The 24,656-nt window shown below is 41.3% G+C and carries 24 protein-coding genes and 1 tRNA gene; 12 read left to right on the top strand and 13 right to left on the bottom strand.

Features of this window, described 5'->3' with window-relative positions; all coding sequences use genetic code 11:
• Both ACESK1_RS07375 and ACESK1_RS07370 read left to right on the top strand, forming a co-directional pair.
• A partial coding sequence (locus ACESK1_RS07375) for an SLC13 family permease (RefSeq protein ID WP_372919460.1) occupies nt 1-975 on the top strand: 975 nt, incomplete at its 5' end.
• 383 nt (nt 976-1,358) lie between these two features.
• On the top strand, nt 1,359-1,691 hold the full coding sequence (locus tag ACESK1_RS07370; RefSeq protein WP_372919458.1) for a hypothetical protein: 333 nt from the start codon (nt 1,359-1,361) through the stop codon (nt 1,689-1,691).
• A 69-nt stretch (nt 1,692-1,760) separates the two neighbouring features.
• Here ACESK1_RS07370 and ACESK1_RS07365 read toward each other — a convergent pair whose 3' ends face one another.
• Both ACESK1_RS07365 and ACESK1_RS07360 read right to left on the bottom strand, forming a co-directional pair.
• Nucleotides 1,761-2,573 carry an MBL fold metallo-hydrolase gene (locus ACESK1_RS07365; protein ID WP_372919456.1) on the bottom strand — a complete coding sequence of 271 codons (813 nt, stop codon included), beginning with the start codon at nt 2,571-2,573 and terminating at the stop codon, nt 1,761-1,763.
• 63 nt (nt 2,574-2,636) lie between these two features.
• Entirely contained in the window at nt 2,637-3,095 is a 459-nt protein-coding gene (locus ACESK1_RS07360) for a GNAT family N-acetyltransferase (RefSeq protein ID WP_372919454.1), read from the bottom strand.
• A gap of 132 nt (nt 3,096-3,227) precedes the next feature.
• On the opposite strand from ACESK1_RS07360, the gene treF reads away from it, so the two are divergent.
• A complete protein-coding gene (gene treF, locus ACESK1_RS07355) occupies nt 3,228-4,844 on the top strand; it encodes an alpha,alpha-trehalase TreF (protein ID WP_372919452.1) in 1,617 nt (538 codons plus the stop codon).
• 16 nt (nt 4,845-4,860) lie between these two features.
• On the opposite strand, the gene ACESK1_RS07350 is transcribed toward treF, so the two are convergent.
• The 4 genes from ACESK1_RS07350 to ACESK1_RS07335 form a co-directional block, all read right to left on the bottom strand.
• On the bottom strand, nt 4,861-5,226 hold the full coding sequence (locus ACESK1_RS07350; protein ID WP_372919450.1) for a DUF1622 domain-containing protein: 366 nt from the start codon (nt 5,224-5,226) through the stop codon (nt 4,861-4,863).
• Complete coding sequence (locus tag ACESK1_RS07345) at nt 5,216-6,226, bottom strand: formimidoylglutamase (RefSeq protein WP_372919448.1); 1,011 nt, start codon at nt 6,224-6,226, stop codon at nt 5,216-5,218. The genes ACESK1_RS07350 and ACESK1_RS07345 overlap by 11 nt, the downstream gene beginning before the upstream one ends.
• Nucleotides 6,227-6,228: 2 nt before the next feature.
• A complete protein-coding gene (gene hutI / locus ACESK1_RS07340; RefSeq protein WP_372919446.1) occupies nt 6,229-7,464 on the bottom strand; it encodes an imidazolonepropionase in 1,236 nt (411 codons plus the stop codon).
• 205 nt (nt 7,465-7,669) lie between these two features.
• Nucleotides 7,670-8,719: an NAD(P)-dependent alcohol dehydrogenase gene (locus tag ACESK1_RS07335; protein ID WP_372919444.1), complete on the bottom strand. Its 1,050-nt coding sequence runs from the start codon at nt 8,717-8,719 to the stop codon at nt 7,670-7,672.
• Between the two features lie 181 nt (nt 8,720-8,900).
• Between ACESK1_RS07335 and ACESK1_RS07330 the strand changes: the two genes are divergently transcribed.
• The 3 genes from ACESK1_RS07330 to ACESK1_RS07320 all read left to right on the top strand — a co-directional run bounded on the left by ACESK1_RS07330 (nt 8,901) and on the right by ACESK1_RS07320 (nt 10,933).
• Nucleotides 8,901-10,055 (top strand): PLP-dependent aspartate aminotransferase family protein, encoded by a 1,155-nt coding sequence (locus ACESK1_RS07330; protein ID WP_372919442.1) that lies wholly within the window; start codon nt 8,901-8,903, stop codon nt 10,053-10,055.
• A 10-nt stretch (nt 10,056-10,065) separates the two neighbouring features.
• Nucleotides 10,066-10,782 (top strand): bacillithiol biosynthesis deacetylase BshB1, encoded by a 717-nt coding sequence (gene bshB1 / locus ACESK1_RS07325; protein WP_372919440.1) that lies wholly within the window; start codon nt 10,066-10,068, stop codon nt 10,780-10,782.
• Nucleotides 10,783-10,857: 75 nt separating this feature from the next.
• A tRNA-His gene (locus tag ACESK1_RS07320) sits at nt 10,858-10,933 on the top strand.
• 668 nt (nt 10,934-11,601) lie between these two features.
• Here ACESK1_RS07320 and ACESK1_RS07315 read toward each other — a convergent pair.
• Nucleotides 11,602-11,727 (bottom strand): hypothetical protein, encoded by a 126-nt coding sequence (locus ACESK1_RS07315; RefSeq protein WP_372919462.1) that lies wholly within the window; start codon nt 11,725-11,727, stop codon nt 11,602-11,604.
• Between the two features lie 159 nt (nt 11,728-11,886).
• Nucleotides 11,887-12,318 (bottom strand): hypothetical protein, encoded by a 432-nt coding sequence (locus ACESK1_RS07310; RefSeq protein ID WP_372919438.1) that lies wholly within the window; start codon nt 12,316-12,318, stop codon nt 11,887-11,889.
• 199 nt (nt 12,319-12,517) lie between these two features.
• Between ACESK1_RS07310 and ACESK1_RS07305 the strand changes: the two genes are divergently transcribed.
• A complete protein-coding gene (locus tag ACESK1_RS07305) occupies nt 12,518-12,766 on the top strand; it encodes a Rho termination factor N-terminal domain-containing protein (protein ID WP_372919436.1) in 249 nt (82 codons plus the stop codon).
• 265 nt (nt 12,767-13,031) lie between these two features.
• A complete protein-coding gene (locus ACESK1_RS07300; RefSeq protein WP_372919434.1) occupies nt 13,032-14,408 on the top strand; it encodes an MATE family efflux transporter in 1,377 nt (458 codons plus the stop codon).
• Nucleotides 14,409-14,580: 172 nt separating this feature from the next.
• On the opposite strand, the gene ACESK1_RS07295 is transcribed toward ACESK1_RS07300, so the two are convergent.
• Nucleotides 14,581-15,177: a hypothetical protein gene (locus ACESK1_RS07295; protein WP_372919432.1), complete on the bottom strand. Its 597-nt coding sequence runs from the start codon at nt 15,175-15,177 to the stop codon at nt 14,581-14,583.
• An 87-nt stretch (nt 15,178-15,264) separates the two neighbouring features.
• Entirely contained in the window at nt 15,265-16,233 is a 969-nt protein-coding gene (locus ACESK1_RS07290) for a DUF438 domain-containing protein (RefSeq protein WP_372919430.1), read from the bottom strand.
• A 173-nt stretch (nt 16,234-16,406) separates the two neighbouring features.
• Between ACESK1_RS07290 and ACESK1_RS07285 the strand changes: the two genes are divergently transcribed.
• The 3 genes from ACESK1_RS07285 to ACESK1_RS07275 all read left to right on the top strand — a co-directional run bounded on the left by ACESK1_RS07285 (nt 16,407) and on the right by ACESK1_RS07275 (nt 18,980).
• A complete protein-coding gene (locus tag ACESK1_RS07285; protein ID WP_372919428.1) occupies nt 16,407-17,642 on the top strand; it encodes a U32 family peptidase in 1,236 nt (411 codons plus the stop codon).
• Entirely contained in the window at nt 17,642-17,872 is a 231-nt protein-coding gene (locus tag ACESK1_RS07280) for a ferredoxin (protein WP_372919426.1), read from the top strand. The genes ACESK1_RS07285 and ACESK1_RS07280 overlap by 1 nt, the downstream gene beginning before the upstream one ends.
• A 478-nt stretch (nt 17,873-18,350) precedes the next feature.
• Entirely contained in the window at nt 18,351-18,980 is a 630-nt protein-coding gene (locus ACESK1_RS07275) for a LuxR C-terminal-related transcriptional regulator (RefSeq protein ID WP_372919424.1), read from the top strand.
• A 91-nt stretch (nt 18,981-19,071) separates the two neighbouring features.
• On the opposite strand, the gene ACESK1_RS07270 is transcribed toward ACESK1_RS07275, so the two are convergent.
• Nucleotides 19,072-19,620: a hypothetical protein gene (locus ACESK1_RS07270; RefSeq protein ID WP_372919422.1), complete on the bottom strand. Its 549-nt coding sequence runs from the start codon at nt 19,618-19,620 to the stop codon at nt 19,072-19,074.
• A 392-nt stretch (nt 19,621-20,012) separates the two neighbouring features.
• Complete coding sequence (locus ACESK1_RS07265; protein ID WP_372919420.1) at nt 20,013-22,670, bottom strand: cation-translocating P-type ATPase; 2,658 nt, start codon at nt 22,668-22,670, stop codon at nt 20,013-20,015.
• A 392-nt stretch (nt 22,671-23,062) separates the two neighbouring features.
• Here ACESK1_RS07265 and ACESK1_RS07260 point away from each other — a divergent pair, with 392 nt between their 5' ends.
• Nucleotides 23,063-24,385, top strand: coding sequence for an OmpP1/FadL family transporter (locus ACESK1_RS07260; RefSeq protein WP_372919418.1), 1,323 nt, complete (start codon nt 23,063-23,065; stop codon nt 24,383-24,385).
• Nucleotides 24,386-24,458: 73 nt separating this feature from the next.
• Here ACESK1_RS07260 and ACESK1_RS07255 read toward each other — a convergent pair.
• On the bottom strand, nt 24,459-24,656 hold a 198-nt coding region (locus ACESK1_RS07255), incomplete at its 5' end, for a hypothetical protein (protein ID WP_372919416.1).

Raw genomic sequence — 24,656 nt, 5'->3', positions numbered from 1 at the left:
CTTGAAAAAGATATAATTCTTCTTGAAACAGATGCGGATGATCTTAAAACATTCATCGAAGATACCAAGGTTAAATTGGTTGGGGATAAGAAATTCTTAAAAGATGCCGAAGGATCTGATAAGATCATGGTTGCTGAAGCGGTGGTAATGGCAGATTCCCCCTTAATAGGGCGCACAGTCTCCGATTTACATTTTCGCAGCCGGTATGGTATCAATTTGGTTGCCATCGCCCGTCGCGAAAAACGTATTCGCCGGCGATTAAACAAGATTGTCTTTCAAACAGGAGATGTTTTGCTGCTCCAGGGGCGTGAGCAGGTGCTTAATGATACCATAAAATATATGGGCTGCTTACCTTTAGCTCAGCGTAGTTTACGCATTGGTTACCAAACAAAGATCCTTTCGGCTATGGGCATTTTCATCCTATCTGTAACTCTTGTGGTTACAGGATTGCTGCCGGTACAGGTGGCATTCTCAATGGCTGCAGTAGGAATGGTATTAAGCGGAGTTCTTCCCATAAAAAATGTATATACAAGTGTCGACTGGCCGGTGATTGTCTTGCTTGGGGCTATGATACCTGTGGGAGTTGCTCTGGAAACCAGTGGTGGAGCAAGTCTCATTGCCTCCTGGGTGCTTGAATTAGGAGAAACGATGCCTGCCTGGGCAATGCTAACCATTATTCTCGTTATTACAATGTTTCTGTCAGATATCATAAACAATGCTGCAACGGTGGTATTAATGGCTCCAATTGCTGTAGGAGTTGCCAATGGCTTAGGTTATTCAATAGATCCTTTTCTTATGGCAGTAGCCGTTGGTGGTTCTTGTGCATTCTTAACTCCCATAGGTCACCAGTCTAATACGTTGGTAATGGGACCTGGTGGTTACAAATTTACCGATTATTGGCGCATGGGGCTTCCGTTGGAAGTAATCATTGTCGTGGTGGGTATTCCAATGATCATGTGGGTTTGGCCGTTATAAAATTTTTTCTTTGAAGCAGGCTGAAAAGTTATTATTGGATATTCTACTGAATTTCATTTCACCCCGAACTGAGTCATTTCGATATGATCCTGTCATTGCCATCCAGAATTTTGAATCGGAAGAAGGAATCTGGCCATTGAGAAATCTCAAAGCTCTAAACTCAAAACTCCTTCGAAACCTCCTAACCTAAAACATGAGATTTCTCGTTGTTTTAATATACTACCCTAATAAATTTTTTGCGACATTCTCTACCCGTTTTACTGTATCTTCTTTTTAAGGCTTAGCCGGAGAGGATTAATTTTTTCAAAAAATAAGACTCCGACTGTAACACTCATAAAATTCCATAGTCTTTTTTAATGTATAACCTTATAAATCATATTATTATGAAAAAGTTACAGTTATTTTTACTGGTGCTGGCCTTGGGATTCGGTTCAGCAGTGAAGGCAGCCGAACTGCCTATCGATCCAAATTCTACATTTAAATATGAAGTAGTAAAACTTCTTGAGGATCTGCCAATAGAACTCGAGGAGGAAGAAAAAGTAGTTAACCTGACTATTACGTTCAACAAGGACAATGAGATCGTGGTCTTATCGGTAGATTGTGATGATCCATATGTGAAAAGCGTGATTAAAAAACGATTGAACTACAAAAAGGTAAATTCACAACTTGATAAATCAATAAGAGAGTACAAATTACCCGTCAGACTCAAAGCTTAAGATTGATCAAAAAATGTAAAGCACAAAAAAACCCGGCTCATCACCGGGTTTTATTATTTATAAACTTTTCTATTCCTCTCTGTCAGGGTACCATTCCAGCAGTTCTACTTCAATATCTTTGTTGCCTTCATTTACCAGTTCTTTAAATTTTTCCACATCGGCATATCCATCCTCGCCTCTATAATGGTAAGGAATTACTTTTTCAGGGGCAAAAGCCAAAACTCCTTCTGCAGCATCTTCAACTGTCATGGTGTATGGCATGTTCATCGGGATCAAAGCGATTTCAATGTTTTCCAGTTCCCTCATTTCAGGAATATTTTCAGTATCGCCGGCAATATAAAGGCGCTGACCGTTTTTCTCTACTACATACCCATTTCCGCGCCCTTTGGGGTGACGGGAGTCAGGATCATCTTCAGGTAGGTTATACATAGGTATGCTTTCAATAAAGAAATCAAGGACACGAGTTGTAGCACCGTTCTCAAGGGCTCTAACAATATCGTCCATTTCTCCTGGCAATTCATCATGCACCGCCTGAGGTACAATAATATGTACATTCTCCAGATCCAAAGCCTGTAAGGTTTCAACGTTCATATGGTCACCGTCAATATCGGTAATGAGGATAAAATCTGGCTTTTCTTTTCCTTCAAAAGCTTCTGCGCCGCCTACAGGATCGATATAGAAAGTGGCATCACCCCAATTAACCACCGCCGTAGCGTGCGAAATCGGTTGGATGTCTATATCTAACGAATCAGCTTCCAGAACATTTTTTCCTTCGCCATAAGGATTTTCCTCCATTGCGTCTTCGGTTTGATTGCCATTTCCTTCATTCTTGCAACCGGTAAAAAGAATACCAACTGCCAGTAATGTGAATAAATATTTCATGTTTCGTTATTTTGCCTTAAAATTAATTAACATACACTAGAATAACATGCTTTTTTAAATTTTTTACAATAGGTTAAGCCTCATTTTTATATCTCCACGGGTGTAGGGGTTGTTTTCTCCAATAGGAATTTCCCTGAATCCATATTTTTTATAGATATAAATTGCATTTTCAAGCTTTCTGTTTGAAAAGATGATCAGATGATCCCAGTTTTGTTTCTTAGCGAATTCCAGGGTATATTCCATTAACTTTTGACCTATTTTCTTTCCCTGATATTCGGGAATTACGGCCATCTTGGTCAACTCAAAAATTCCGGATTCAATCTTCATTAAAGCTACGCAGCCAATAATTTTCTCCTCATCCTTTACAAAAAATATGTTGCCACCGGGTTCAATAATATATTTTCCAGGTTTACCGAGTACTTCTTCATCGTGCGGTTCTACCCAAAAATATTTTTCGAGCCAGGCTATATTCAACTCTTTGAAATCTTTGGCGTATTGTGGCTGATATGAAATTATTTCCATCTTCTTATGCTGAAATTTTCGGCTAAAATAGAAAATAAAGCTGTTTTCGCCGATTGTCTTAAAGCCCAAAACCCTGAATTATAAATAATTCTTTACTTTCACGACAACCTGACTAATCAAAAATTGAATTTCATGAAAAAGCTTTCAGTTAATTTTCTGTTTCTGTGTTCCTTTCTAATATTGTCCGGGTGCTCTTCAGCAATAAAGACAGAAGAAAAAAGGAGCGAAGAAAAGCAACTAAGCATTCTGCCTCCCGAAGATCTGTACGGAAAATTGTTTTTTGATGTCCAGGAGAATGATTCGCTGTTTTCTGATAGCAAAACTTTTGTAGATGCCGTTCCGCGTTCTGCCCCGGAAGAGATTCGGAAAAAATATGCTGAAGTTCAACCGGAGACCAACGCTGAAATGAAAGCCTTTTTGGATGAAAATTTTGAAATTCCAAAAGCCAGCAGCAATTACGTAACCGATTCTACTTCTATAAATTTACATATCAAAAAACTTTGGAAGGTATTAAAACGTCCCGCCGATGAGCAGGTCTCGGGTACTTTAATTCCCCTGCCTAATCCTTACATTGTTCCGGGCGGAAGATTTCGTGAAGTCTATTACTGGGATAGCTATTTTACGATGCTTGGTCTGCAGGAAGACGGAGAAACAGCAACCATAAGGAATATGGTAGATAATTTCGCCTGGCTTATTGAGACTTATGGTTTTATTCCCAATGGAAACCGGACCTACTATTTAAGCCGGTCTCAACCACCGTTTTTTTCACTAATGGTGCAATTGCTGGCTGAAATTGAAGGGGAAGCGGTTTATACAGAATACCTGGACGCCATGGAAACGGAATATGAATTCTGGATGACTGGCAGCGATAATACGGAAGCTGGGGGCTATAAAAGAGTGGTCGTTCTTCCGAATGGGGATATTTTGAACCGCTTCTGGGATGATAAAGATACCCCAAGACCTGAAAGCTACCGCGAGGATATGGAAACCGCCGAAATAGCTACTGCTAAAAACCCAGACCGTACCAGGCAGGAGGTTTATCGGGATCTAAGGGCTGCCGCAGAATCGGGTTGGGACTTTTCCAGCCGTTGGCTCAGTATAAATGGAAATGGTGACTTTAACCTTTACAGCATTCATACTACGCAAATTATTCCGGTAGATCTTAATAGTTTACTTTATGATCTTGAGCAAACACTGGCCCTGGCTTATGAAATTAAAGAGCTTCCCGACAAGGCATGGGCATACCGGGAAAAGGCTCAAAGTCGCAAAGCAGCTATTCAGAAATATCTTTGGGAAGAAGAAGCCGGTTTTTACTTCGACTATAATTTCAAAACCCGGCATACCACAGGGATCTATTCTCTTGCAGGGGTTTATCCCTTGTTTTTTGAGATTCCAGCTGAAGAGCAGGCAAATAAAGTTGCTTCTTCTCTGGAGCAGGTTTTTTTAAGACCGGGTGGCTTAGTGAGCACGCCTCACCATACGGGGCAGCAATGGGACGCACCTAATGGCTGGGCACCATTGCAATACATGAGCATTGAAGGACTCCGGAATTATGGAAAAGAGCAACTTGCTTCTGAAGTTAAGCAGCGTTGGTTAAACCTGAATCAAAACGTGTATCAAAAGACCTGGAAATTGATGGAAAAATACAATGTGGAAGACCTGAGTAAAGAAAGTGGAGGCGGGGAATATCCAACCCAGGATGGCTTCGGTTGGACCAATGGCGTGTACCAGAAACTTTCAAAAGAATAGGATGAAGCCTTGAATTTTATTTTTTTCCGGTAGTACGATGCTTTTCTTGTTTCCACGGTAATTTCCCTTCTATTTCTATCTCCAGGGTAAAGCTCAGGAAGGTTCGAATCAGGATAATAAGGCCTAGTTTTAGGATCTGTTCCATTTGGGCGTCATAAACTACGGTGGCGATAATATCAGCGGCGATAAGTATTTCCAGGCCGAGCAGGATAGATCGGCCTATCTCCTCCCTGATCTTTTGAAAGCTTCTGATATCTTCCCCCTGAAGCTTAAAAGCATATCTACCCATAGCCAGAAAAGTCCCGAATACCAGCACCAGAATCCCAATAACTTCAATAACCAGGGCAGTGATCTCGATAAGTTCTTTTACATTATCTTCCATAAGCAGCATTTGTAAAATCGGTTATAAAAAAGGAAATGGCTTTTCCCGTTTGCCCTGAATTTCCAGCATCCGGAGCAGCTTCACAAATATGAAAGTAACTACACTGGGGAATTCGTGCCGCCAGGCTTATAAAATGCCTTACCTGTTCTATACTCAAACCTGATGGAGTTTGGGCGCTCGAAGGGAAATCTTTCATTACATCACAGTCCAGTTCTAAACCGAAAGCTTCATCCCGAACAAATTCCAGGCTGTCATTAAAAGCAGTGGTTAGCTCTTCTGGTGAAAATGTTATCAGTTCTTCCATTAATCTGAATTCAATTTTTTCTGAAATCCTTATCTCGTCAAAAATATACTGCGGAGTATAATTATGGGCCAGCCCGAAAATGGAATACCTTCCTAACAAACCTTCATTGCTCGCAAAGCTGAAACCATTTCCGCTGTGCCGGTGTTCCATTTTTCTTAGATCGGTATGAGCATCTATATTAAGTACGTTAATCGCTTTCCCAGTTGCCTTTACACTTCCCTTAATATTAGCATAGGCATTATTGTGCCCGCCCCCGATAATTAGGGGGATCTTTCCCGCAGAAACTATAAATTCCACTAACCTGCTCACTTTCTGATCTATAATTTCTATTAGATCTCCCAGTTTAGGCAAATAATTAGGATCGGCTTCGTCTATATTGGAAGCTTTTTGCATTTCTGTAGTGCAGTCAATGTGACCTAACAGGATTAGGGATTCAGGATGGGTATATTCATTAGCCTGGATATTCAACAGGGATTTCAGCGTGGCTTCCCATGCTCTGGAGGTCCCCGGTTTCCCATGGTTGGCCCGTACTCCAATATCTTCCGGTATTCCTATGAGCACAAATTTTGCCCGATGCTCCTTTAATTCATCCAGATCCTCGATAAACGACAGCTTTTTCCCGAATTTTTCTTCGCCTTTCCTGGGGAAAATTAGCTTTTCTATGCTTTTGAAATTATAGAGTTTCAGGCCTTCCATTACTACATTTTTTTACCGTTAATATACACAGAATCGATTGAATTTGTTCCAAAAGCATAGGGGAGAAAGGCATAGGAAGGAATTTCCCTGGTCAATATGAAATTCGCCTTTTTATCTTTTGTGATGCTCCCGTGAGTTTCACTGAGTTCCATCGCGTAAGCCCCATTGATGGTCGCTGCGTTTATGGCTTCTTCCGGAGTCATTTTCATTTTGATGCAGGCAAGGGACACCACCAGGTTCATATTTCCGCTGGGTGTACTTCCCGGATTGAAATCGGTGGCAAGGGCCAGGGGTAATCCTGCATCCAGAATTTCCCGGGCGGGGGTGTATGGAATACTCAGATAAAGGGAGCAGGTGGGCAGCGCTACGGGCATGGTATTAGTACCCTTCAGGCTATCAATATCTTCAGGCCTCATCACCTCCAGGTGATCTACACTCAGGGCGTCGTGTTCTACCCCGGCCTGAATTCCGCCTATAGCGTGAAACTGATTGACGTGAATCTTGGGTTTCATCCCGTATTCCTTAGCCGCCGAGAGCAAACGCTTGGTGTCTTCGACTGTAAAATATCCCTGCTCACAAAAAATATCTATGTATTCGGCCAGCTTATTTTCAGCAACCTTTGGCAGGATCTCGTTGATCACTTTATCTATATACGCAGAAGTATTTCCATTATATTCCTTGGGAAGAGCGTGAGCCCCCAAAAAGGTAGATTTTATGGTGATAGGATAATTTTCTTTTAGTTTTTTGATCACCCGAAGCATCTTGAGTTCGCCTTCTTCGGTTAGTCCGTAGCCCGATTTTATCTCCACCGCGCCCGTGCCCAGGCTCATTACTTCTTCCAACCGTTCTGCCGATTGCCGGTATACTTCGTCTTCAGGAGTTTCCTGCAGGGTTTTAGCCGAATTGAGAATCCCGCCCCCGCGCTTGGCAATCTCTTCATAACTAAGTCCGTTTATGCGATCTACAAATTCCTGCTCGCGGTTTCCAGCGTAAACAATATGGGTATGCGAGTCACACCAGGTGGGCAAAATGATCTTTCCTTCAGCATCAATGGTCTCTTCAGCATCGATTTCAGGAAGATCCTCCATTTTCCCGAAGTTGGCTATTTTATCATCTTCAATTAGCAACCAGGCGTTTTTAATCGCGGGCAACCCCTTCATCTCTTTCCCGGAGAGTTTTTCTACGGATGTCTCTCTTACCTGTAATAGTTCCTTAATATTGATGAATAATTGTTTCATTTTGCTTAGTTTTTTCCGTCTGTTTTCTTTTGAAAACACCGGTTAAACAAATATAAAAACTAAGCCGGTAAAACCTGCTTTTTCAGGGAAAACAAATAAAAGCAACATGCAGTTCGATCTTTTTGCAGACCGTTTTTAATAAAATGAAACCGATGCAAACGGGATCGCTGCATCGGTTTTCACTTCATGCGATATTGATTAGAATCTAATTCTTCAAAGATTTCATATCTATTACAAATCGATATTTTACATCAGAATTCACTACACGTTCAAAGGCTTCGTTTATGTTTTGCATATCTATTATTTCAATATCTGAAACGATATTATGCTCCCCACAAAAGTCCAGCATTTCCTGCGTTTCTTTAATACCACCAATCACTGAACCAGCTATACGTTTACGGCCGCCAATTAATCCGCCCCCGTGAACCGGGTCAAGAGGTTCAATAGCTCCTACTAAAACCATAGTCGCGTCCCTTTTCAGTAAAGCAACATAAGGATTCATATCGTGACCCACCGGAATGGTATTCAGAAGAAAATCGAAAGTTCCGGCATGTTTTTTCATCTCATCCTCGTTCTTTGAAATCAAAACGTCAGCAGCGCCCAGTTTTTTAGCGTCTTCAGATTTAGAAGGAGAAGTCGTGATCATAACCACATGCGCACCTAAGGCGTGGGCAAATTTCACCCCCATATGACCAAGCCCGCCCAGGCCGATCACGCCAACTTTATCACCTTTTTTCACATTCCAATGGCGTAAGGGAGAGTAAGTGGTAATTCCCGCGCAAAGTAATGGGGCGGCCGCCTTAGCATCAATATTTTCGGGAATCCTTAGCACAAATTTCTTATCTACAACTACCTGTTCAGAATAACCTCCGAAAGTATGACCACCCAAATGTTTGTCTTTGCTATTGTAGGTAAGGGTAGCGCCATTTTCACAATACTGCTCGAGGTCTTCTTTGCAGGAGTCACATTCCTGGCAGGAATCGACCATACAGCCCACTCCCACAAGGTCACCTTCTTTAAAATTCTTAACATTTTCACCAACCTGGGTTACTCTACCTATAATTTCATGGCCAGGTATAACGGGATATTTAGAATTTTTCCAATCGTTTCTTACCTGGTGGATATCGCTGTGGCAAACGCCGCAGTATTCTATATCAATTTTCACATCGTCTGCGGTAATTTCCCTGCGCTCAATTTTTAGGGCTTCTAAATCGGCATCGCTCGACTGCGCGCCGTATGCTTTTACTACACTCATATAAATTTGATTTTCTTAAAGATAAAGAATCGGGCGCGCATTACTTAAACGCTTGTATTGGTTTAACTTTATTTAACTTCTGTTTTTAGTGAATGTTTGTTTCTAACAGCAAACAGCCCGAAAACGCAGGATATTTAGAATATTTCTTTTTACATTAGGGCGAATTTTGAAAGCATTAATAATGATAAAAAAACATCCCGGAATAAATACAATTTGCATCCATAGCGGTGAACTGGCAGATAAAGAATTTAAAGGGGCTATTTCTCCTTTATACATGTCAACTTCTTACGCTTTTGAAGATGTTGAGGTGAAACGCTATCCAAGATATTTCAATACCCCAAATCAGGTGGCTTTGGCGAAAAAAATGGCTGCTTTGGAACATGGCGAAGCAGCTCTAATCTTTGGTAGTGGAATGGCTGCGGTTAGCACTGCTCTCATGGCTTTTTTGCATAAAGGAGATCATGTGGTTTTTCAAAATACGCTCTATGGCGGAACCAGCAACCTGGTAACCGAAGAGTTTGAAAAATTCGGGATTGAATATAGTTTCACAGAGGATTCTAAGCCTTCTTCTTTTGAGGCGGAGATCAAACCAAATACCAAAGTGATCTACATTGAAACTCCTTCCAATCCGCTGCTCACTGTTACCGATATCAAGGCAGTTGCTGAAATATCCAAAACCCATGGCCTGGTGAGTATGATAGATAATACCTTTGCCTCCCCGGTTAACCAGAATCCTATAGATATGGGGATTGACGTGGTGATTCATTCGGCTACAAAATATATGGGAGGGCATAGCGATATTCTTGCCGGTACAGTGATCGCTTCTGAAGAAAAAATAGATACCATTTTTCAACTGGCCAAAAATTTTGGTGGTAGTCTGAGTGACTATACCGTTTGGCTTCTCGAACGCAGTTTGAAAACAATGGGAATTCGGGTAAAGGCCCAGAATGAAAACGCCCTGGAACTGGCTAAATTTCTGAAAGATCATTCCGACATCGCTGAAGTATATTATCCCGGGCTGGAATCTCATCCCGATCATGACATCGCCAAAAAACAGATGCGTGGCTTTGGAGGCATGATGTCTTTTGAACTTAAGGAAGGCCTTGATGCCGATCTTTTTCAGAAGAAATTAAAACTGATTAAATCCTCGATGAGCCTTGCAGGTGTGGAATCAACTATTCTTTCTCCGGCCAAAACCAGTCACGGACTTCTTTCCGAAGAAGAAAGGGAAAAACAAGGAATCAGGGATGGCCTGTTGAGGTTTTCGGTTGGGATAGAAGAAAAGGAAGACCTTATGGAAGACCTGGAACAGGCTTTAGAGAAAACCAGAGCTTAAAACTTATATTATGAAGTTAGATATTTTAGCTGTTGGGTCCCATCCCGACGATGTGGAATTAAGTTGTTCAGGGACTATCGCCAAGGAAGTAGACCGCGGCAAGAAAGTGGGTATTCTGGATCTCACCCGTGGAGAACTCGGGACCAGGGGCAATGCCGAAATTCGTGATAAAGAAGCAAAAGCTGCTGCCGAAATTCTGGGCGTGATCATGCGTCACAACCTGGAGTTTAGCGATGGTTTTTTTCAGAACAACACCGCGCATCAATTGGAAATTATAAAGATCCTTAGAAAATACCGCCCCGAGATCGTGCTTTGCAATGCTGTTGAAGACCGTCATATTGATCACGGGAAAGGGGCCAAACTGGTAAGTGATGCCTGTTTTCTTAGCGGACTCCGAAAGATTGAGACCATTCATGAGGGAAAGACTCAGGATGCATGGCGGCCTAAACAGGTTTTTCATTATATCCAATGGAAGAACCTGGAACCCGATCTTGTTGTGGATATTACGGGGTATATGGATAAGAAAGTAGAATCGGTGCTGGCTTACAAGACTCAATTCTTCGATAAAGATTCAAAAGAACCACAAACCCCAATATCCAGCTCCAATTTTTTAGATAGTATTACTTACAGAGCAAGAGACCTTGGGCGATTGATCAATACCGAACACGCTGAGGGATTTACGGTGGAACGTTACGTGGCAGTGGATTCGGTTTTTGATCTGATATGATTTTTTCCACCTGAAATTGATTTTTTTCTTTGGGAAATAGTAGAAATAAATTACATTTGCAACCGCAATTAAAATGGTGGTTGTAGCTCAGCTGGTTAGAGCGCCGGATTGTGGTTCCGGAGGTCGCCGGTTCGAAACCGGTCTTCCACCCCTTTATTCAGCCCTTCAGAAATGAAGGGCTTTTTTTATTGCCAAATTTTGATGAAATCCCGTAGACCGGTTGAGAAGCCTGTCCCGATTGGAGTCCGGTAGGACGGAATATCGGGAAAACCGGTCTTCCACCCCTTTATTCAGCCCTTCGGAAACGAAGGGCTTTTTTTTTGCTTCATTTTGATGAATTTTTTTAGACCGGTCGAGAAGCCTGCCCCGATTGGAGCCAGGCGGGAATAACTACGGCCGACCAAATGAAAGATAAATCGATTAAGAACGGTTCTCTCTAAACGTTTGATCATAATACCGTTAAAAAAGTTAAATTGATTGATGTCACTGTAAAATATTACTAGTTTTATTAGGTAAGTGATTTGAAATTAAGAAGTTCTTATTGTTTTTATGCTTACGAAATTTGCTTTTTCTCAGTAGGTTTTGAAGAATAATTTTGACTTCTTAAATCTAACCAATCAAAGATTCCCGGACCCGTAGGAGGCTATCTGGTCCGGGATTTTCTTATTTATGAAGAAGAAACACCTTTTACTCCTGATATTTTTTGGTCTACTGATTTATCCCGGTTTTTGGGGATTTCGGGTATTTTTTTTGTTTCCCATAGCAGAAACTTCGGGAGCAATTAAAACAGATATCACTCAATTCCAATTAAGTCTGTGGTTAAGCTGGCTCGGAATGGCGTTTCTTGCTATATATTATAAGTGGACAGAGAAAGATAATTTGTTTTTTAAACTCACCTATTTTTTCCTCATACTGGGTTTTGGAACTTTTGGCTATTTCACCCAGAAAGCAGTTAATCTCTTTGAAAGTTCTTCTCGTTTTAGCGATTCCTATACCCTGGGTGTTTTCACGGCCTTACAACATCTGGCAGTAGGAGTAGTTTTTACCATATTTCTTCAAATTGCCGTGAGAATTTTTCAAACTAAATGGCACCGAAACTGAATTCTAGATAACATATTTATTCATGGTTTTTAAATTCTCGAGAAGATCTCTCATTTGTTGACGATGTTCCAGCAAAGTGGCTCTAATCTCTCCAATTGTAGTTTGGGATAATGCCGCCTGGCAAAGTTTATATGAGTTCATTTCCATAGTTAGACAAACGGCCTCTATTTTTTGCTTCCCTGAATCAGGGAGAAATTTGTGAAATTCTGCTAAATGTTTTTCTTCTTTAAAGGGATCTTTATTTGTATACCGCATTAAATGTTTCTGTATGGCACGATTAAATCTTCGTTTTTGCCTTATCAATTGAGTAAGCAGACCTTTAAGAAAAACTCTTTTTTCCCGCTCCCGGACTTTCATATAGAATAATTCCAGGTTTTTGTTCAGAACATAAAGTTCTTTTAACCTTTTCACCGTTTCCTTCATGTGTGGTTTCATCTCTTCTAAAATTCAATGGCTGATAATTAATATAAGGAAATTCTTTCTGACAACTCTTTTTTTTAACTTATTTATTTGGAAACTTTTTGATGGCTAATGGGCTGTATTTAAAGGTTATATTTAGAAATTTCTGTGAAAACTTTAACCCTTTCGATGTTTTCATTTTCTTAACTTGAGTTCAAATTTAAAATTAAAAGTTATGGCTAAAGATCATGGACCAAATATTAAGAACGATGAGCAATATGAGGAACTTCGCGAGGAAGGAATGAGCAAGAAGAAAGCCGCTCGAATTGCCAATGACCCTAAATCAGGTGAAAAGGGAGGAAAGGCCGATAAATATGAAGAGCGCACCAAGGAAGAACTTTATGAACAGGCCAAAAAAGTTGGCATTGAAGGTCGGAGTAAAATGACCAAGGAAGAGCTTATTAAGGCCCTTAGAAATTCCTAAAAACATTTTTTGTTTTGTAGGAAAATTCACTAACTTAGTTAACCTGATTTTTCGAAGCCCCCCAAAAGGAAGTCTTCGGAATAAGGGAGCCTCTTCACTTCAAAAGTTAAGAGGCTTTTTTATTCATCTGAAGTATCATGAAAATAACTAGACCTGGTTTATCTCAATTTTATAAAGTTCCCTTAAAATCATTTTTTCATTAGATTCCTGAAACCTCTTTTATCCATATTTTCCTTACTTGCAGTCTTAAACTACTTTCATTCCCGTGGCTAAGAAAAAACAGGTAAAATTTACCGAAGGTAAGATTCTCAATTCGCTGGTAAGACTGGCCTGGCCAATAATTCTGGCAAATATCCTTCAAACTGCCTACCAGCTTATAGATACTTTCTGGTTAGGACGTTTAGGGGCTGATGCGGTGGCTGCGGTGAGCATAAGTTTTCCTATTTTATTTCTTATTTTAAGTCTTGGAGCAGGATTAACCCTGGCGGGAACAGTGATCGTGTCCCAGTACAAAGGAGCAGAAAACCAGTTACAGGTAAATTACAGCTCTTCTCAAACCGTTTTTGTGGTGTTTTTTATATCGGTGCTTCTGGCCGTTATCGGATACTTTTCTGCAGCTCCGCTGATGAAACTAGTTGGGGCCGGTCCGGAGATCCTTGAGGATTCTGTTAGTTATTTCCAGGTTTCTTCCTGGGGTTTCATCTTCCTTTTTATGTTTTATGTTTTCCAGTCGCTTATGCGGGGAATCGGGAATGTGCTACTGCCCATGTACGTGGTTTTAGCAACTGTTTTTCTTAATCTGGTCCTCGATCCCTTGTTTATCTTCGGTTATGGACCTATCCCTGGCTATGGAGTGGCGGGAGCTGCTGTTGCGAGTATTGTGACTCAAGGCTTATCTGCCCTTGTCGGCCTAATTATTCTTTTCCGTGGAAAAAAGGGGATTAGCATAAGCTTTAGCCAGATGAAATTCGATTTTACCTGGACCCGGCGTATGTTCCAGATTGGAATTCCCTCAAGCATGGAAATGTCTACCCGCGCCGCCGGAATGACGGTGCTTATCATGTTGGTAACGAGTTTTGGCAGTGAAGTAGTAGCGGCTTATGGTATTGGGAGTCGCATCCTGAGTCTTATTGTGGTTCCTGCTTTGGGCTTTGCTATGGCAACCACGACCTTGGTAGGTCAGAATATTGGAGCCGGGAAGATCAAAAGAGCAGAGCTCATAGGAAACCTCAGTGCTAAAATTGCTTTTTTCGGACTTACGGCAGTCGGTTTGGTTCTTTTTGCCTTTGCCGAACCGGTAACCGCCTTTTTTGTCCCCGATGATCCGGAAGTGATTAGAGATGGCTCGCTGTTTATTAAAATAATGGCACCTAGTTTCGGACTGCTGGGCGTGCAGCAGGTTTTGAACGGCGTATTTAACGGAGCAGGATTCACTAAGGCATCTCTACTGATTTCAGTTTTTGCCTTGTGGATGATAAGATTCCCTGCTGCCTTTGTTCTTTCTAATAACACCGGTCTTGGTTTTGAGGGGATATGGTGGTCCTTCCCGATCTCTAATCTTCTGGCGGCAATTGTAGCCTTTATCTATTACAAAATGGGGTACTGGAAATTACGGACGATTCGCTACCGGCACAGGAAATAGGTTCTGAAACCTTTTAAATTTTCTCTTGATTATTGAAACTTCTAAAAAGCTCTACACGATGTCAATTCGAGCGGAGCCGGGAATTATCGGTATTGTAAATCAATACCATTCGGCTCCGCTCTATATGACAAATTTATACTTAAGCTTTTTAGTTTGTCTCCGAAGAATACTTTTACTGGTCCTTAGGTGGCGTGATCATAATGTGAGCCCGGTGAGTTCCGGGATCCATAAGCCACGGCATTCCGGGAAGATGTGGCTTGTCCGGCAGCCCGGTTTCCTCGGTTGTAGCGTAAGGCATATAGATAACATAGCGCATATGCGAATTTTCCAGGTCTCCGGTTTCCTTGTTATAATCTTCATCTTCTCCACTTAAAATATAGGTCATACTCGGAGAATCGGGTAATTTTAGGCTTCCGGCTTCTGCTTCCTGCCTGCGCGCCTCCCTTACTTCCATCATTTCCTTTCCTTCCGCCTGTAATTCTCTTCCTCTGGCCATAAAGGGATCCAGTTTTTTGGAATAGCAGGAAACGCTGATTCCTTTTCGGTTAGGGTCATCGGCAAGACAAACCAGATTGTTGGTTCCTTCTCTTAAAACAACCATTTTACCGGTTTCATCATAACCATAAACCATGGCTCCGTCTCTGTCTTCTTCTGGTGCCGCCAGTGTCGCTGTTTTGATCTGAATTTCTTTTGGCAGGATCTCTGCTTCCTGGGCCGTAACACCCAAACCTGCGAAACTTAAAAGTCCGGCTAAAATTAATGCTCTCATAGTGATTGGTTTTTTCTCTGAAGATATCTTCAGAATTCTTATTTAGTTAAAGATAAGAATTTTGAACTACAAGAACATCTTCAGCTTCTAATCCCAATTCAGCAGCCTGTTTTCTCCTTCAATATTTTTAATATCGGTTATATCCTGGGACATTTCTATTACTCCTCTATATATTTTCTCGGTATCCCTTACTGCGAAATAGCGAATATAAATAAGCCGGCCTTTAAAATTGATCCAGAATGAAGCCTCGTTTTTGGCGCCTTTTTTAAACTCCTCCAGGATCCGTAGGACGGTACCCACGCTTTTAGGTGGGTGACAAAATCTTACCTCTCTTCCTATAATTCCAGCACTTCTGGGGAAAACCCTTTCCTCTCCACGGTTGTAAAAGATCACCTTGTCGTTTTCATCGACATAAGTAATGTCTAAAGGCATAGTTTTTAATAATAGGTTGACCTGTTCTACGGTCATATAACCTTCATCGTAATGGGAGGTGTTCTCGAGGCTAAATGTGAGTTCTCTTTTTGTTGTATCCTGGCTCGGATGAAAATATTCCTCTTCTTTTGGAAAAGCTGCCGGGGTTTCTGCCAACATCCAACCGATCTCTTCTTCTCCTTTGCGCACCTCTATCCATTCTTTCTCTGAAAGTATTTCCAGCGCATTTGGAAATAATACATCCTCTTCGATCAACAGCAAACGATGAATTCCGCTGGTTAAGAACCTGGCATCAGCAGCAACATTTTTAAAGTCTTGCTTAGCGATCTTCTTCCGAAGTAATCTGAATTGCTCCCGAAGGTTGTCGTGAAATGACCACATACCCTGGCTGGGGCCGTTCCATCCCTTTTGTTCCAGAAAAGGGAATAATTGATTCTCTTTACGTTCAAATCGACGTTCGATGCTTTGTAAATGATTGAAAATATTGAAATATTTCTGTGATTCTTCAGCGGGATCTGTGTCCTCAAGTTCTCCCAGTAATCTTTGGATGAGTTCTTTTTCTTCAAAATAAATTTTTACCGGATGTCCCTCGGGTAGGGCACTAATATCTAAACTTGCAGTCATGGTTTTTATTTTGAGACAAAGGAAAGGCGTAGAAATGTGTTAAAACATGACCCTAATCACAATGGGAAAATGGGATTTTTACTTTTTTTGTAGTGTTTTTCAGCCGAAGCGATTTGGTAGGGAGAATATTTCCTGAAATCAGGAACTTAATGTTATCACTAAACAGATTTTGAATGAAGACAAAGATGGAACTAATGGCTCCCGCGGGAAATTTTGAATCCCTGCAGGCAGCTCTTGACAATGGCGCCGATTCAGTTTATTTTGGAGTAGATCAGCTTAATATGCGGGCCAGGGCTTCAATCAATTTTACGATGGAAGATCTGCCGGAAATTACCCGCAGGTGTGGGGAGAAAAATGTGAGAACTTACCTTACCCTGAACACCATCATCTACGATCATGATCTTTCGCTTATCAAAACACTTTTGAATAAAGCAAAGGAGGCGAAAATCACCGCGGTTATCGCATCAGACCAGGCGGTGATCGCTTCAGCAAAAGAAATTGGTTTAGCCGTGCATATCTCTACTCAGCTAAATGTCACCAATATCGAAACGGTAAAATTTTATAGCCTGTTTGCTGAAACTATGGTGCTTTCCCGGGAATTGAGCCTTCGCCAGGTAAAAAAGATCACCGAACAGATTGAAAAAGAACAGATCAAAGGACCTTCAGGAGAACTGGTGAAGATCGAGATCTTTGGCCATGGGGCTTTATGTATGGCTGTTTCAGGAAAATGCTATCTAAGTCTGCATTCCGATAATTCCTCGGCCAACCGTGGGGCCTGTAAACAGAATTGCCGCAAGAAATATACGCTTATCGACCAGGAAACCGGTTTTGAGATCGAGATGGATAACGAATACATGATGTCTCCCAAAGACCTTTGTACTCTTGATTTTCTTGACCAGGTTATGGATGCCGGCATTCAGATCCTTAAAATTGAAGGCCGCGGTCGTGCGCCCGAATATGTGGCTACAGTAACCCGCGTTTATCGGGAAGCGATTGATGCCCTGTATGAAGATACTTTTACTTCGGAAAAAGTGGAAACCTGGATGGAAGACCTTGCAACGGTATATAACCGTGGATTCTGGAGTGGATATTATCTCGGACAAAAGCTTGGAGAATGGAGCAAAACCTCTGGTTCTCAAGCCACACAGAAAAAAGTGTACGTTGGAAAAGGAGTGCATTATTTCACTAAGGCCGGCATCGCGGAATTTAAAATTGAGGCTTACGATATTAAAAAAGGAGATAAGTTACTGGTTACCGGCCCTAGTACCGGAGCCAAAGAAATTGAATTGGAGGAGCTGTACGTGAATGAAACCAGTGCCGAGAAAGCCACCAAAGGAGACTCCTGTACTATCAAACTTCCTTTCCGGGTTAGACTTTCAGATAAACTTTATAAAATAGTAGAGGCCTGATGGTAGTGATCACCCTGCAACGCCAAAAGTGTATTGGTTGTAATTATTGCGTAGAGCTCGCTCCGGCTCAGTTTCAAATGTCGAAGAAGGATGGTAAATCGGTTTTGTTGCGATCTACTGATAATAAGGGTTTCCATACCCTGAAATCTCCCGATCATAGCATTCTTGAACCCGCTGAAGCTGCTGCCGGCGCCTGCCCCGTAAAGATCATAAAGGTTAAAGAAGTTTGATAATAAGCTTGACGTTCAGGAATTAAAATGATTCTGTTTTTAAAAACGGAATGATATTTTACCTGGAATTCTGTTTAATACTTTAGTTATAAAATTACAGGAAAACACCTATATTTAATTGAAAATCAGAATATTGAAAATTTTGACCAGGCTCAAAAATTCAGTAATTTTATGGCCCTATCAATATTTTGGCCCCAAAAACCTATTAAGCTAGTTTTATGCGAAGGTGGTACCTGATATATGTTTTTTGGATTCCATTAATTTCCATAAGTGACTTTAAGCCAGGAATGGTTATTGTGGTCAAATCCATAGTTGCGACTTCCTTTCTTTTCAGAAGAATGTTCAATTACCCCCGTTTGTTTCTTCATTCCCCGGACCATTTTATTTTGATCCATTTTCCTTTGACCTAAAAAATTCTTAGCTCAAAGTATCCTCATCAGTATCCTTATCGGAATAGTAGCATTTTAAAATTTCTACGATGTCTTACAGAATAGTAATATTTGAAAAAGAAGAGAAACTTCGGGACTCGCTCAAAGCAGTCCTTGAAAGTGAAGGGGAGTATCTAGTTTCGGGAACCTATGAAGATGTAGTGGCAATTGAAGAAATAATTAAGAACAAGGTTCCCGATGTAGTGATTCTTGATACTGCCATGCCTGGCGGGATCAATGCTATATCCTCTATAAAAGAAGCAAGACCCGAGGCCCTTATATTGGTTTTTACCGGTATTCTGGACGAAGAAAAGCTCTTTAAATGTTTTTGCCGGGGGGCTAATGGTTTTTTACTGAAAAACACTAGGGTTTTTGAAGTCTATGAAGGGGTGAAAGAATTGATTAGTGGGGGAGCACCTATGTCTCCCGCCGTGGCCAAACTGGTGCTGGAATCTTTTAGAAAACCATCCAATGATGAGGCTTACAACCTTACCGATAGGGAAATTCAGGTATTGAAACTTCTAATCAAGGGGTATAGTGTGAAACGGATTGCCAGCGAATTGAATATGGCTTTTGAGACCTCCAGGTCTCATCTACGGAATATCTATCAAAAACTTAATGTACACTGTGGCAAAGAGGCCATCGCCAAGGTCTTTACAGAGAAAATTAATCTGAAGTAGTTTTAGCATTAAATAAGTAAAAGTCCTTATCAGGGATTTTTTGGACAAAAAAAAGAGAGCCTTTTTAGGCTCTCTTTTGAAATACATTTTTTTAATCTATGGCAAGTCTGCCATCTTCGGCTTCCCCGTCAATTTTAATGGTTTGGCTTTTATTGCCGTTAACCAGCTTTATTCTATAAAAAGCTTTTTTGATCTGGTCTCCGGAGCCACGGGCTATATATTTATTCCCAACGGCTGCCCAACCTTTATGATCGCGGTATAGCTTAGCCATAATTTTTCTGGAGAGTGTAACATCCTTAAAGGACTGTTTGTGTCTTCCTAACTCTCCCTCGTCATCGAACTCAGCATTTAAAGCTCCTTTGGAAGTTCTGAAGCTAATCAGATAAGAATCATAATCCTCGTCAAGCTGATCGATTAAGGTCAGGACATTAAAATTACTTCTCATAAATCCTAAGGGGTTTTGCATGAACTCTCCTATGTATTCCTCCTTTACAGAGAATGTATATTCATCGGCATCTCCTGTAAGTTTTTCAGAAACCGGGTTCATATGTACCCTTGCTTCTTCTAGTTCAGTAATCTCCTGTGATTGTGCGGTTGCGATAAAGCATACCAGCAACGAATAAAAAATTAAATTTTTCATGATAAAAATATTTAGTGATTAATAATTACGTTTTCAATAGTCAAAACGTGTAATGGGGATTTAGATCAGGTTGTTGAATTTTGATATTCAAAACCTTCAGAATTTTTCCGGAGGTAGGATTCCGGATATTTCTTTGCAGAGAGCCGAAGGGTTTAGCTTCTGCGTAATTGTAATTTCTTATATGTAAAAGTAGAAGAAAAGAGCACTGTCCGCAATCCCTTTTTAAGGTGAAATTTTTTCGGGATTATTAGTGTTAGCCCTTATAAGCCAGTGATTTATAGATTAAAAAGGGTTTTATCCCCCCTCCTTTTGGGGGAGAGTGATTTCTGAAGATATTTTAAATTATTGAAAATCATCAATTTATTGGAAATGTCAGCCTTCTTATTTCATTCTCAATTAATTCCACGCTTCCTATGAAAGAGCTTAAAGATTTCCATAGCTACAAGAATTAAAGCTGCGGTAAAAAATAACTTGATCCATTCTCCCCCGGACACCGGATCCAGAGAAAGCAACTCCTGCATAAAAGGAATATGCATCGCAAGAATATGAATCCCCTGGGCAGCCAGAATACCTATTATAAGGATATAATTATTACTTAGTGGTATTCTGAAAGCCGACCGTGTTTCTGAGCGTGCATTGAGCGCATGGAAATTCTGAAGTAAGACCATCAATAATAAAATAAGATTTCGAGCTGTGCTTTCTTCATAATTTAGATTGTTCAGCAAATGGTACCAAAGCCCAAAGGCGAGCATACTGATAACTGAAGCAGATACCAGGGTTTGTTTGATCATCAGTGGATCAAAGATACTTTCATCTGGTTTTCTGGGTTTTTGGGTCATTACTTTTTTCTCTCCGGCTTCAAAAGCGAGTGCTACGTCCTGTATTCCGTTGGTGACAAGATTCAACCAAAGCAGCTGCACAGGTAGGAAGGGCAGAGGAAGACCTGCAATTAGGGCCATGCCTATACTTAACAGTTCTGCTGCACCTGTAGAGATCAATAAATAGATGATCTTTCTGAGGTTGGCATAGGTAAACCGGCCTTCCTCAATTCCGGCGGCAATAGAGGCAAAATTATTATCGCTTAAAATTATTGAGGCCGTATCTTTAGCCACATCCGTCCCATAGCCCATAGCTACACCTATATTAGCTGTTTTTAAGGCCGGGGCATCATTTACTCCGTCTCCGGTTACCGCGATGAAATGTCCCGTTTCCTTTAAGGCTTTTACAATTAACTGTTTTTGATGTGGGGAAACACGGGAATACACATGTTTTGTTCTTAAGGTCTCTCTAAACTTATCTTCACCTCCGGTAATGATCTCTTCCAGCTCGCTTCCACTTATCAGTTCATCCGGGCCCTTCGCGATTCCTATCTCCCTTGCAATCGCCAGGGCCGTAGCCGGATGATCTCCTGTGATCATAGCCACCTGAACTCCCGCCCGGTAACAATCTTCCACAGCCGGTTTTGCCTGGGGCCGTAATGGATCGATTAGGGCAATGAAACCCAGAAATTCCATTTCCGGTAATTCTTCTACCGGTTTTACTTCGTCTACATCTCCTCCTCCTACAGCTATGATCCTGTATCCATCCTGGGCATAACGCACTGATTCCTCCAGGAGCTCCCGGTATTTTTCTTCGTTTATTTTTGGGCGTAGTTTTTCTACCGCGCCCTTATAGGCAATCCTTAATTCCCCGTTTTCTTTATAATAGACCGCTGCGTATTGTCTTGCTGATTCAAAAGGTATTTCACTGATCTTTTCTATATTCTGAAGTAGCTCCTTTGGGGAGGAATTTCCCTTGTATGAGATACTTAGTAAGGCCACGTCTATGGGATCTCCCGAATAGCTCCAGTCACTGTTGCTTTTAAATAGCTCACCTTCATTGCAAATTGTTATACTACTTATAATTTTCCTAAGATCTTCAGTGGCTTCAAAATTGACTTCGGAATTATTTTCATTCTTGATCTTGCCTTCCCCGTTGTAACCTTCTCCGCTAAGACTGAAGACCTGATTGTCGGGAAGAACGATTGCCCGGGCTGTTTGCTGGTCTACAGTTAAGGTTCCTGTTTTATCCGTAGCGATATACGTACAGCTTCCCAGACCTTCCACGGCAGTTAATTTTCTTATGATTACATTCCTTTTTGCCATCCTGGAAGCTCCTATGGACAGAGCAACGGTCATCGCTATAGGAAGGCCTTCCGGAATCGCTGAAACAGCCACGGCCACTGCGAAGAAGAATAGGTCCCTCAACGGAATCCCGCTGTAATATCCCAATATACCGAGCAAAATAACAGCTAAAAGGATTATTATACTGATGCGTTTGGTGAACTTTTCCATCCGCTTTACCAGGGGAGCTTTCCCAATGCTTAACTCTTTAAGGGAGGAAGCTATTTTCCCGATCTCTGTATCTTTTCCTGTCGCGATTACCAGGCCGGTTCCTCTTCCCGTGCTGATAGTTGTTCCTGCAAATAGCATATTGAATCGCTCAGCTACGGGAACATTTTCTTTTTCCAGCGGCTCGCTTAACTTGTCTATGGCCAGTGACTCTCCTGTAAGTATAGCTTCTTCAGCAGTGAGATTATTCTGCCTGATTATTCTTATATCGGCCGGAACCTTATTGCCGGATTCCAGAATTACAATATCTCCGGGAACCAGTTCTTCCCCGTCAATTACAAAACTTCTTCCATCCCGTTTCACCCGTACTTTTAACTTTATCATTTGTTCCAGGGCTGAAGCCTTGGCCTCGGCCTTCCATTCCTGGAAAGCACCAATGATGGCATTTATGAGCAATACGGCAATTATAAAACCGGCATCTGAATATTCTTTGAGTGCTATAGAAACAACCGCCGCCACCAGCAAAACATAGATCAACGGACTTAAAAATTGGTTGAGGATGATCTTAAATAAGGTGAGTTTTTTAGCAGAGGGCAGGGTATTCCGGCCGTATTTTTCCATCCTTGCCGGAATTTCTTCCGAAGAAAGTCCTGCCTGAGAAACATTGAGTTTTTTAAGACTCTCTTCTGCGCTGTAGTGGTGCCAGGAAAATTCTGCCATCTCAATTAGATTATGCCTGTTACTAAATATACCTTAAATGATGAGTTCAGTCATCACAAAATGCCATTTGCTAAGTAGGTAAGCGGTGAGGGCAATTTATTTTATGAGCTTAAATTTCGCCTTTCTAAAATACGAATTTGGCAGGATTTAAAAGATGTTATTTATCAGTATACTGAAAAAATAATTATCTGGCAACCTCTACGGTTACACTCAGAATAAAAAAAATATTATCAAAGAAAAACCTCTTTTTTCTTATCAAAACCTGACGAGTATCATATTCTTATGGCTTATTCCGGAGTACTTTTAATTACCTGATTCTGTTTGTTTATTGGGGATTTCAAACGTTTTGGTGTTTTTGTCATAATCCTCATTTATCACCTAATTTTTCAACTATGATAAAAAATATTCTTAATCTAAGCTTTTTATTGTTTTCGGCTTTTGCCTTTTCCCAGGCCGGACACATTATGCAGGGAATGGGCGCAGTGAACATGTCTATGGGTGGTGCCGCAACCGGGCAGCCTCTTGATATTTCGGGGGCCTTGCATTGGAATCCTGCCGCAATTTCTACCTTCGATGAAAAGATCGTAAAGTTCGATCTCGGGTTGTTCTTCTCCTCTCCGGAACTATATTCTACAGTACCTGAATTTGATGATACAGGCCAGCCAACCGGAAATTTTTATAGTGGGTACACCGAAGACGACCGTGGCGCTTCCCCAATGCCGGCTTTGGCTATGGTATGGGGGAAAGAAGACAGCAAGCATACTTTTGGTGCCTTTCTCTACGGTATTTCTGGCTTTGGGGTGGACTTCCCCGAAAATACGAGCAACCCGATCAGTATGCCGCAAAGCATGGGTGGTTTCGGTCATATCGAATCAGATTATATGTTATTACAGGCTGGAATCGCTTATGCGTACGAGCTCTCCGACAATTTCTCTATCGGTATAAATCCAACTATTAACTATTCAGCTCTTGAACTTTTACCAAACCCAACAGCCAATCCGAGTATGGCGGGATATCCCGGTGCTGACAAGGCTTCGGCTATAGGTTTCGGTGGGCAGGTAGGGCTTTTCTATGATTCCCAGCTAGGCTTTAAAGCCGGAGCTTCTTATAAGACCAGGCAATACTTCAGCGATTTCGAATTTGAGAATACCTATCTGGATAACTCCACTTCTACCAATGAGTTTAGAATGGACTATCCGGCTATTCTTTCCCTGGGTGTAGGTTATTCTGCAGGAGATTTTGATCTTGCCCTGGATTACCGAATGGTGGATTATGAAAATACCGATGGTTTTTCTGAAACCGGATGGACTCAGAATGCTTCGGTTAGAGGTTTTGGCTGGGAAAATATGGATGTGATCTCTGCAGGACTTCAGTATAAAGGAATTAGCAAACTACCTTTGCGGGTGGGGTATACCTATAGCTCGAATCCTATCCCCGAAGAGATTGCATTTTTTAATATTCCGGCAACGGCAATTATTGAAAATTCTTATATGTTTGGTTTAAGTTATGAGATCAATCAGAACTTCAACCTGGATGCAGTTTATCACCATGGTGCGAGCGATGGCCGTACCTCTGGACCACTGCTTAATCCAATGTTCACACAAAATTATCCTCCCCATGGGGCCATCCCTGGAAGTGAGGTGGCCTATGAGATGACCACCGACATGGTGATGTTCGGGATAAGTTATAAATTCAATGCGCCGACACCAAAGTAGCGGGGAAATTTAAAATTTAAGTTTTGCTAATGCCGGGAAAGGCTTAGGTAGATAATCTGCCTGAGCCTTTCTTTTACAATTTGCCTTTTAACAGGTTGTAAATATTGAATCCTAAAAGAATCAAGAGGCTTAAAAGAGCCACTATGGTTGGAATGGGAATATTTTTTATATTCATTGGAATGAAGAAATAAGGTTTTTCATCCCGGCTGTCCTTATTATTTCTGCGGAAATTGATCAGGGCGATATTCACCATTCCGAATACTATGAAGAT

The sequence above is a fragment of the Salegentibacter sp. genome, assembly GCF_041642575.1.
In the GTDB taxonomy this organism is placed as follows: Bacteria; Bacteroidota; Bacteroidia; order Flavobacteriales; family Flavobacteriaceae; genus Salegentibacter.
Note: the sequence above shows the minus strand (reverse complement) of the source record. Positions and strands in the feature narration are given on the sequence as shown.